General features: G+C 47.3%; 6 protein-coding genes. All 6 read left to right on the top strand.

Going from position 1 to position 11403, the window contains the following annotated elements; genetic code table 11:
- The first annotated feature begins 87 nt into the window (after nucleotides 1–87).
- Nucleotides 88–702, top strand: a complete 615-nt coding sequence (locus tag JX312_RS03670; protein WP_204457107.1) for a DUF3945 domain-containing protein — start codon at nucleotides 88–90, stop codon at nucleotides 700–702.
- Between the two features lie 101 nt (nucleotides 703–803).
- Nucleotides 804–1883 (top strand): hypothetical protein, encoded by a 1080-nt coding sequence (locus tag JX312_RS03665; RefSeq protein WP_107033317.1) that lies wholly within the window; start codon nucleotides 804–806, stop codon nucleotides 1881–1883.
- 231 nt (nucleotides 1884–2114) lie between these two features.
- Nucleotides 2115–2561 carry a DUF1896 family protein gene (locus JX312_RS03660; RefSeq protein ID WP_107033318.1) on the top strand — a complete coding sequence of 149 codons (447 nt, stop codon included), beginning with the start codon at nucleotides 2115–2117 and terminating at the stop codon, nucleotides 2559–2561.
- The gene (locus JX312_RS03655) at nucleotides 2551–8592 is read left to right on the top strand and encodes a helicase-related protein (protein WP_239653794.1); all 6042 of its coding nucleotides are present in this window, start codon (nucleotides 2551–2553) and stop codon (nucleotides 8590–8592) included. Before JX312_RS03660 ends, JX312_RS03655 begins: the two co-directional genes overlap by 11 nt.
- Before the next feature lie 218 nt (nucleotides 8593–8810).
- Nucleotides 8811–10313 carry a glycosyl hydrolase 53 family protein gene (locus JX312_RS03650; protein ID WP_204457106.1) on the top strand — a complete coding sequence of 501 codons (1503 nt, stop codon included), beginning with the start codon at nucleotides 8811–8813 and terminating at the stop codon, nucleotides 10311–10313.
- 184 nt (nucleotides 10314–10497) lie between these two features.
- The gene (locus JX312_RS03645; RefSeq protein ID WP_204457105.1) at nucleotides 10498–11334 is read left to right on the top strand and encodes a two-component regulator propeller domain-containing protein; all 837 of its coding nucleotides are present in this window, start codon (nucleotides 10498–10500) and stop codon (nucleotides 11332–11334) included.
- Nucleotides 11335–11403: the final 69 nt, after the last annotated feature.

Genomic DNA, 11403 nt, shown 5'->3' with positions numbered 1-11403 from the left:
AACCCTCANAAAANTAGCCNNCNAANATCNGGACGGCTTTCTTTTTATGGCTTACCTGCTATCGCGGACGGTTGTACGATTGTGTCGGTGCCCGTAAAGGCCGTGTTCATCAAGGACACCATCGGGCAGACAAAGCTGACTATGGCTGAAATAAGCGAACTGAAGAAGGGTAAAGCCCTCCCGCCTAAACAGATTACCGACAAGAACGGCAAGACCTACAATGTGGTGTTGCAAGTGTCGGCCGACCGCAAGGGCGTCGAGTTTGTACCCGGCGGCGTGCGACGACAGGAGCAGAGCCAGCAGCAGGGAAACAGTCAGGGTCAGCAACAGTCCTCGTGGCTGACAAAGGACGGCAACATCAAGCCCATCACAAAATGGGCTGGCGTTCCTATGACGCCGCAACAGCAGGCTGACTACACTGCCGGCAAGGTTGTCGAAATGACAAACATGGTTGACAAGCAGGGGCAGAAATGCACCGTCTATCTCCAGTTCAATCCTGAAAAGCAACGTCCGACTACATCACTCAACGATCCCCGCGTCAAGGTCGCTGAAGAGTCAAAGACTCAGAAGGCGGTCAACAATGACGGACTGACGAATGAGGCGACCAAGCATGTTGCCGAACCGCTCCAGAAATACCAGACCGCGCCGAAAGACGAGAATCAGGCGAAACAGCAGCGCAAGCCCAAAGGCCCGAAGCTGTAACCAAAATCCGCTGAAATGACATCAGGGAGGTCCGGAACTCCCGATGTTGTTGCCGCAAAACCACTATCTCCAAAATTATCCACCCGATAAAATTCATAAATATGAAACAGAAAAATCTTATAACAGTCGTGACCGACCATGAACTCACGGCTGACACCATCGCCAGAGCAATCGGCGCAAACGAAAAACACGAAGGCTACTACCTCGGCAACGGCTACGCCGTGACATGGACAAACGGCGGGGTCATAGAGGCGACCTTCTCCCCGTCAGAGAATTTCGTGCTCTCCACGACAATGAACAGCCGACAGGTGTATGCCCACAACTTCAAGTTCGCCATGCGCGACTATGATGAGCTGGTTGGCTACAAGAAAACCGAGCAGGACAGGAAACAGCTCGCCACAATCAAGGCTCTCTGGGGAATGAGCCACACGGTCGTCAACGCAATGTCACCAGAGAAATACGGCGATTTCGACTTTCTCAACCTCTACTATTTCATCGCCGTTCCGGTGGCAGTGCGCAGGGCATGGCTCCCCATTCTCACAAAGGGGGCAATCCGTCACGGAGTAATCCACGGGCCGCAGAACCGCAGGGAATACGAGGAATGGCTCGACAATGAGATCTACAACCGTCTGGTGGAGAAGTCGAAAGAAAATGTGGAACTCAAAGGCGCCTGCATCATGGAGGAAATGCCCGTGGAAGTGTCAACCGCCGATGCCGAAAGAATCGGTGTTGAACCGCCCGAAGTCGGCACTATCCTCACGATGGACAAAAATGCCATGCGCATAACCGACTGCCAGCCGCTTCTCAATATGCCGCTGATGCTCCTTAAAGCCGCGGTTGAGCTGGACTTCGACCACATGAAGACCATGCAGACCGCCTACACACTGTACGCGAAGAAACTTATATCCTATCCGTTCACGGTGCAGAACACCATTCCTTTCGGCGTGTGGAAACTGATGCTCCGAAACAAGAAAAATCTTCGCTACAACAGCAAGTGGGGCAAGGAGGCCAGACGGATCCGTATGCCGCGCCGCCACAACTTCCGCAACTTCCGCGATGGAGAATGTATCTACAACGGCTTCGGTATTGTAACCACCGGGCTACACCCCACCGACCTCAGCCGCGACGAGGAAAAACTCTACAACCTTATTGTTAAAAGCGTGATTGACGCTTTCGCATAACCGACACACAAGCCCTGAACCGCTTGATCCATACACAAATTAACACCATTTATCCCGCCCGATTCCGATTTATTTGTTAACTTTGCACTCAATTCAACGTCATAATGTTTTTGTTTCAAATTTATGACTTGGATTTAGTGGTTGGACATCGGGAGGGATACCCGGTGTCCTTTTCTTATATCCCATTGAAAGACACATAGGACGCCGGCAAACCACTATTCCAAGAACCCGATGAAACAAAATGTTGAATTACGGGAGATGGACGGCTACCGCGTCTATCTTCTGGGTCATCTGCGTGACCATTATTTTCCCCAGTACACCAATAAGAAATTTGTAGATGCCCGTGTTGACGAGGCATACGACACGTTTGTAACCCTGCGCCTTGAAGGTCATGACCCGGTTATGGCACAGGAAATGGCTATGCGCACACTCCTTGCCGGACTGTATGTGTCCCGCTATGACATTGTTTACAGCGTCATAGAGGAAAGCCTGTGGACACGGCTGCCTGAAGAATACTGGCCCGATTTCGCCGTGCATCTGCTCACAAAGAAAAGCGTGCATGACATTCTTGACCGCTATGAGGTCAACGGCGATTTCCTTGACCGCGAAACACACCAGCCGATGCTGACCGAACTGCTGGGAGAAATATCCGAAATACTTGACGGATATGAGTTATAACCGGCTCCAGACCATGCGCGACAACATCAATGCCATAAGGCTTGCCCTGCGCCTTGATGTTGAACATCGCAACGCGGAAAATGCGCTTGAAAGGGAGATACTGCGCAAGTATGCCGGATTCGGCGGGCTGAAATGTATCTTGCAGGACGCCAACGAACTTGCCGATGCCGCCAAGTGGAGCAAGAGCGACATTGAGCTGTTTGCGCCTACGGTTGAACTGCGCCGTCTTATTCACGACTATTCAAAGGACGACCGGGAGTTTGCCGCATACATGGACTCGCTGAAAGCGTCCGTATTGACGGCGTTCTATACTCCTGCACCTATCATTGATGCGCTTGCCACTTCACTGCGTGAAAGAGGTGTTAAGATTAAAAAGTTCCTTGAACCGTCTGCCGGGCAAGGTGCTTTCATCGACTCTTTTCTTAAAAATGAGAACTATCCGGGCACGGAGGCACTCGCCTTTGAGAAAGATTTGCTGACAGGCAAGATTCTATCTGCCCTGCACCCATCTATCTCCACCGAGATAAAAGGATTCGAGAAAATTGACCCTGATTTTGAGGGATACTTTGATGTGGCTGCATCAAATATTCCTTTCGGTGACTTTGCGGTCGCCGATCCTCGATATGCCACAAGCAAGGAGATTGCCTACCGTCAGTCAACAAAGGCTATCCACAATTATTTCTTTCTCAAAGCACTGGACTCGGTGCACGAGGGAGGTATTGTGGCCTTTATCACATCGCAGGGTGTGATGAACGCCGCCAGCCCCTTCGTGCGCATTGAGCTTATGAAACGCTCTGACCTTGTGGGAGCGGTACGATTGCCAAACAACACTTTCTCCGATAACGCCGGAACGGATACAGGCTCAGACTTGATTATCCTGCAAAAGCATACGGGTAAGAAAGGAATGTCGGCTGATGAGGAATTTTTCATCCAGTCAATCGTTGACCGTGATACAAAAGCACCGACAAACAAATATTTTGCGGCATATCCGCAGAATATCATCTGCACCGAGGCGAAAATTGGCACTGACCCATACGGCAAACCGGCTATCATCTACAAACATGAGGGCGGTGTCTATGGTATAGCAAGAGATTTGCGTGATGCGTTGGAAGATTCTTTGCGTCTGCGTCTGAACCTTGAATTGTATAACAACCAAGGCATAAAGCCGCCTACGCCAGACCCTGTAAAACCGATACCTGCGCCCAAGCCCAAAGTAACAAAGGTTACTGAAACTCCGTTGATGACGCAATACAAGGAGATGAAGAAACGACACCCGGACGCGATATTGATATTCCGTGTGGGCGACTTCTATGAGATGATGGGCGAAGATGCCGTGAAAGCGTCGGAGATACTGAATATAACACTGACCCGACGACGCAACGGCAAAGCAGGGAGCATCGAACTTGCCGGTTTTCCGCATCATGCCCTCGACACTTATCTCCCCATGCTCGTAAGAGCCGGGCAAAGTGTGGCTATCTGTGAGCAACTTGAAGATCCAAAGCAGAAACAAAAGAAGGAATACAAGCCTACGGAGATTATAACGCCGCCACCGACGGTTGAACCAAAGCCGGCTCCTGAACCTGTTGAACCACCAACACCGGAAGTCAAGCCGCAACCGCAGGAGATTGAAACCGAAGGTGGGCCCGACTATAACGATAATCCCGACCCGCGTCTGTTCGCCTATAATCTTTTCGGAGAGTTAGAACCATTGCAGAAACCGAAGCGTCAGCCACGACAGCCAAGGACCGAGGAAGATAAGCCGAAACCCACACCGAAAATTGAAATTTCAGATGCTACCGCCAAGAAATTCCGCCCGCTATCTGAAAAGGAGTTGGAATTTTACGGTTCTCTGAACTGGGAGGACAATCCGCCCATCAACGGCTTCTACGAAACGATGATGAGCATAGCCCACCGTCAGATGGCGGAAATGGAAGCTGAACGACAGGCAGCGGAAGCTACCAAGAAAAAGATAATCACGGAGAATGGCACTGTCATCGAAAAGACCGAGGGCTATTTTGTTCCACAGCCAAGAGTGGCAAAAGTTGAAAAGCCGGAAACCGTCGAGCGTGATATGTCGCCCCGCAAGTTTTCCGAGGATATTCAGTATTTCCACCAGAACGGCTCAATGGTCGTGGATAACGGTCAGGTCGGCTTTCTTTCGGAGGTTCGCAAGAATGGTGCGATATTCACTCCACTCCCAATCAAACCGGAGCAGGAGAAACGCGCCATGCTCTATATTACCCTGTCGGAAACATATCAGCAACTCTATCATTACGAGGCTGAAACGCATGAGGAAAATGCTGATATGCGTGAACACCTCAACGAGTATTATGATGAGTTTGTGGACAGATACGGCAACCTCAACGAAAAGCAGAACGCCAAGTTTATCCTTATGGACGCCAACGGCCGTGACGCACTCGCATTGGAGCGTGGTGAAAACGGGCATTTTGTCAAGGCTGATATATTCGACCACCCGGTATCCTTCGCCGTTGACGAAGTTACTTCTGTCGATACACCTATGGAGGCGTTATCAGCGTCGCTTAATAAATATGGAGAGGTAAACCTCGAATATATGGGCAGTCTTGTCGATATGGAGCAGGACGCGATGATTGACAGCCTCGTCGGACACATTTTCTATAATNCGTTGGTTGCGAACTATGAAATAGCCGACCGCTTCATCGCCGGAAACGTGGTGCAGAAAGCCGAGGAGGTCAAGGCGTGGATTGACCGCGAGGAAGAACGTATCAAGGATTTTCCCGGTTTTGACGGCGTTGAGCCGTTCATCGACTTGTCAAAGGAGTCTTTGAGAGCGTTGGAGGAAGCGACACCGCGCCGCATTACATTTGATGAACTGGACTTTAATTTCGGAGAGCGATGGATACCGACAGGGATATACTCCGCATATATGAGCAACCTCTACGGTACTGATGTGAAAATAGCATATACGCCCTCTATGGACGAATATTCCTGCACTGCCCAACACAAGAACATGAAGATATGGGAGGAGTATTGCGTCCGTGGACACTATCGTACCTATGACGGCATGAACTTGTTGAAACACGCCCTGCACAACACTGTGCCGGAAATCAAGAAGTGTATCGGTCAGGATGAGAACGGACACGACATAAAAGTGCCTGACGCCGAGGCTATACAACTCGCCAACTCCAAGATTGATGAGATCCGCAATGGCTTTACCGATTGGCTGGAGGCTCAGTCGCCGGAGTTCAAGGAGCAGCTTGTGGATATGTATAACCGCAAGTTCAACTGTTTCGTGCGTCCGCATTATGACGGGTCACACCAGACATTCCCCGACATCAACATGAAACTGTTGGGAGAGCGTTGCAATGTCAAGTCAATATACCAGTCGCAGAAGGACTGCGTTTGGATGCTCAAGCAGAACGGCGGCGGAATATGCGACCACGAGGTGGGAACCGGTAAGACGCTGATAATGTGCATGGCAGCGCATGAGATGAAGCGATTGGGATTGGCACACAAGCCTATGATTATCGGACTGAAAGCCAATGTTGCCGATATTGCCATGACCTATCAGGCGGCATATCCCAACGCCCGTATCCTGTTCGCCGATGCCAAGAGTTTTGAGGCGAAAAACCGCGTCAATTTCTTCAACCAAATAAAGAACAATGACTATGACTGCGTGATTATGTCGCACGACCAGTTCGGCAAAATCCCTCAGTCGCCGGAAATTCAGCAGGAGATCCTTCAGGCTGAACTTGACTCGGTGGAGGAAAACCTCGAAGTTGTCAAGCAGCAGGGGAAGGACGTTTCACGCGGTATGCTCAAAGGTCTTATCAAGCGCAAGGAGAACCTGACCGCCAAACTTGAAACGCTCCAATATCAGATGGAGCAGAACAAGGACAGCATCGTTGATTTCAAGCAAATGGGTATAGACCACATTTTCGTTGACGAAAGCCATCAGTTCAAAAATCTGATGTTCAACACCCGCCATGACCGTGTTGCAGGACTCGGCAATTCGGAAGGCTCCCAACGTGCGCTCAATCTTCTCTATGCCATACGCACCATTCAGGAACGGACAGGCAAAGACCTCGGCGCGACATTCTTGTCGGGTACTACAATCTCCAACTCCCTCACAGAGTTGTATTTGTTGTTCAAGTATCTGCGTCCGAAAGAACTTGAAAGACAGGACATCCGGTGTTTTGACGCATGGGCGGCGATATTCGCAAAGAAAACAACCGACTATGAGTTTAACGTAACGAACAGTATCGTGGCAAAGGAGCGTTTCCGCTACTTTATCAAAGTGCCGGAGCTGGCGGCTTTCTACAATGAGATAACCGATTATAAGACGGCAGAGGATGTTGGTGTTGACCGTCCGGCAAAGAATGAGATACTGCACAACATTCCGCCTACACCACAGCAGGAGGACTTTATCCAGAAGCTGATGGAGTTCGCAAAGAGCGGCGACGCCACAATATTGGGGCGTGAACCGTTGTCGGAAACCGAGGAAAAGGCAAAGATGCTCATCGCCACGGACTATGCCCGTAAAATGGCACTGGATATGCGCATGATTTCTCCGGCATACGAAGATGATCCGAACAACAAGGCTTCACACTGCGCCAAGATGATTGCTGAATACTATCACAAGTATGACGCTCAACGTGGCACACAGTTTGTTTTCAGTGACCTCGGCACTTACAAGCCCGGAGAGTGGAATGTCTATTCCGAGATTAAGCGAAAGTTGATTGAGGATTATGGTATTCCGGCGCATGAGATACGGTTTATCCAAGAGTGTAAGACTGAGCGGTCACGCAAGGCAGTCATTCAGGCTATGAATGACGGCGATGTGCGTGTGCTTTTCGGCTCAACTTCGATGTTGGGTACTGGAGTAAACGCCCAGAAAAGAGCGGTTTGCATCCATCATTTGGATACACCGTGGCGACCGTCAGACCTCACACAACGCGATGGNAGAGCCATTCGAGCAGGTAATGAGATAGCCAAGTTATATGCTGATAATNAGGTTGATGTGATTATCTATGCGGTTGAAAAGTCGCTTGACTCATACAAGTTCAACCTTCTTCACTGCAAGGCTACTTTCATCGCCCAGCTCAAAAGCGGTGCTTTGGGAGCGCGAACTATCGACGAGGGTTCTATGGACGAGAAGAACGGCATGAATTTCTCAGAGTACATGGCGATACTCTCCGGCAACACCGACCTGCTCGACAAGGCAAAACTTGAAAAGCGGATAGCGGCGTTGGAGAGTGAACGTAAGTCGTTCAACAAAGGACGTGGCGACAGCGAGTTCAAACTCCAAACCATTACCCATGACATCGCCAACAACGAGGCGGCGATCGAGCGCATGAAAGCGGATTGGGAGCGTTATGACAAGGTTGTGCAACGTGACAAGGAGGGCAACCCTGTCAACAATCTCACGATTGACACCTGCAATCTTTTCGATGAGAAAAACATGGGTATCCACCTGCAAGGACTGGCACAGCGCACCGACACCCACGGTCAGTATCAGCGTATCGGCGAGGTTTACGGCTTCCCGATCAGCATTATCTCCGAAAGAGTGGTGTCTGACGGTATTGAGAAAGTGCAGAACCGTTTTGTTGTCGAAGGCAATTACAAATACAAGTACAACAACGGTCAGTTGGCAATGGCTGACACCCATGCCGCCTGCATGAACTTCGTCAACGCTTTGGAGAAAATCCCCGGCATAATCGCCCAGTACGAGGAACGCACCGCCAAGCTCAAAGCTGATGTTCCAATCCTCGAAAGCATCATGGCAAAGACATGGGGCAAGGAGGACGAGCTGAAGCAACTCAAATCAGAACTTGCCGCCCTCGACCGCAAAATCGCCGCCGAGTTAGCACCTAAACATGACGAAAAGGACGGCGAGGAAGTCAAGCCCGACACCCAACAGCAATCCGTCAAAGTTGTTGAACCTCCCGGTCAAGCAACCGACAATAAAAAGTCAATGGTGGCAGAGCCAATAGAGATTTATCGTCCGCCAATTACACCAAACAGGCCGTCATTCCGACCTTTCGGAACATAACCAAGTCAGGCACCGAGTATCACTACTTGATGCCTGACTTGATTTTAATATCTGCTTTGTATTATGACAATAATATATAAATCGGACAAACAACTTATTAAAATGGACAAAGTCCAACAAACTTCCAATTTCTAATATTATTCGTCCAGTTATTCAATCCATTAAACAAACATTGATATTACTTTTGCGATGTATTTATAAACCTAAATTTTTAACCAATGAAGACAGAATGTTTGAAGAAAATCCTCTTCGTGATTTTCGCTACAGTGCTTTCAGTTGGATTCATTGCGTGCCAAAATCAGATTGAGGATGTGCAGCCGATAGAATCCAACCAACCAGAAGTCGGGCTATTTAGCCGTTCTACATCGGAACTCCCCTTCCTTCAAGGAGCAGACCTTTCGTATATCAATGAACTTCAAGATGGAGGAGTCAAGTATTACGATAATGGCAACGAAGTTGACCCTTATCGCATGCTCAAAGAATATGGAGGCAACCTTGTTCGTCTCCGTCTTTGGCATAATCCCACAACATGGACTCAGTATTCCACTTTATCCGATGTGAAACGGAGTATTGGAAGAGCAAAGGCCGCTGGGTTAAACGTCCTTTTGGACTTTCATTATTCAGATTCATGGACAGATCCGGAGAAAAATCTTGTTCCAGAAGCTTGGCGACCAGTAGTGAAATATTCTGATATACTTGCCGATTCCGTGTACAATTACACATATCAGACCTTGACACACCTAATGAACACAAATCTTTTACCTGAATTGGTTCAAATAGGTAATGAGACTAACAAATCAATCATGGTCGCAGATAATGCTGACCTTGAACCTACAAATTTTGTTAGAAATACAAAATTATTTAATGCGGGCCTTCAAGCCGTTGCTGATTTCAATTCTGATAATAGAAAGAATATACAGACGATACTTCACGTTGCCATGAACCCCAATGATGCGATGTATTGGGTATCGAACCATAAGAAATACGGACTAAAATCATTCGACTTGCTCGGAGTTTCGTATTATCCTCAGTGGCAAGATTATACGCCGGAACAACTTGGAGAGTTTGCCGCTCGCCTCTACTCTACATATGGAGTTCGACTTTTTGTAGCAGAAACCGGTCATATATGGACGCGAGCATGGAACGATGACAATATTAATCTCATGAGTAAGATGTGTATGGGTTATCCAGAAACACCTTGTCCACAGCTTCAAAAAGATTTCCTTATTGAAGTAAAAGAGGCTCTTATAGCTAATGGTGGAGCTGGATTCAGCGCATGGGAACCTTTCTGGGTATCCGCAAATAATCAAACACTTTGGGGCGTTGGTTCCAATTGGGAAAACGTCGCATTTTTTGACTTCAATAATAATCTCCTGAAACATGGTGGTATGGAAGCTTATGGAGATTACAATGTGAAAGTAACTTTTGAAGTTAATATGTGGGAAGCCGGAAGCGATAAAAAAGGCTATATAACAGGAGACTTTACCGATGATGGCTTTGGAAATTGGCAAATAATACCAATGAAACAAGCAGAAGAGGGTTCTTCAACATATTATTTTGATACCTACTTGTGCCGGAACCAGAGCGGACGCTATTATTTCCTTTCTGACTCGACTTGGACAAGCCAAGAATATATCAATGGTTGGCAACAAGATCGGACATATAATATCTCGACATCTGATACTTGGATGAAAATAGCCAAGAAATTCGGAGAAGAGTAATCTCCACAATATACAACCGCTACCATTATCTGATAATAAGATGATGGTAGCGGTTATTAATTCAATAGAAAGTCCGATTTGTTGTATTGATTGTCCAAAATGTTGTCTTAAAGATGAGACATTTAATCCGCTACATCCCTTAAAATTAGTAACTTTGCAATTGGATTTAATACCACCAGTAAATATGAGAACAGAAGCATTGGAAAAAAGGTTGCTAAAAATAATTTGCATCATCCTTGCTATGATTGGACCATGGAAAGCATTCTCAGCACCTCAGTTGCCAGAGCCGGAATTTTCATGGAAAAATGTAGCTGTTGATGGTAAGAAGACAGCTGTGTTTTGTATCTTCCGGGATAGTAGAGGAATTATGTGGCTTGGAACGAACAGTGGTTTGTATTTTTATGACGGTATCACGACACATCCTGTTGGAGAAACTGAGATTTTCGGGACCCAAGTTTATTCTATTGTAGAAAAGGATAATCGACTTTTTATAGGAAGCAACAATGGATTATTGACATATGATTATGCCTCGGGGCAAGTAATCGAATCTGACATTGATTCACCAAAAGAAATCAGATCTTTACTATTGATCGATGATGATATTTGGGTCGGGGGTCTAAATGGCATATATAAATTTAATCTAAACAGTAATATTATAACTGATTATTCCAAAGGGTTGCCGCATAAGTCGGTTTACTCTATCATGCGTGACAGCAGAGGCATATTATACGTTGGCACATATAATGGTTTAGCTCGTTGGGATATTAATGCTGAAATGTTTCGACCGTTGAAGGTCAAAGCTGATGACTTTGAACTTTCCTCCCGTTTATTTGCAAATTGCTTATTGGAATCTCAAGATAAGGAACATATTTATATTGGCGGAGAAGGGTCTTTGTACATGTACACCCCTGCAAATGATAACTGGGAAAAGATAGCACTTATTGGAAATAACAATATTAAAAGCCTGTATAATGGCGGCAATGGCCATATACTAATAGGCACTGACGATGGAGTACACTAGTGTCTCTTAAAAAGTGTTAATCAAATTCGAGGTCAAGAGTTGGATGGCAATTTGCTATTTGTGCTGGCT

The organism is Barnesiella sp. CU968 (genome assembly GCF_905219685.1).
Lineage (GTDB): Bacteria > Bacteroidota > Bacteroidia > Bacteroidales > Muribaculaceae > Lepagella > Lepagella muris_A.
The sequence above is the reverse complement of the archived record's forward strand: the minus strand, read 5'-3'. Positions and strand labels throughout refer to the sequence as shown.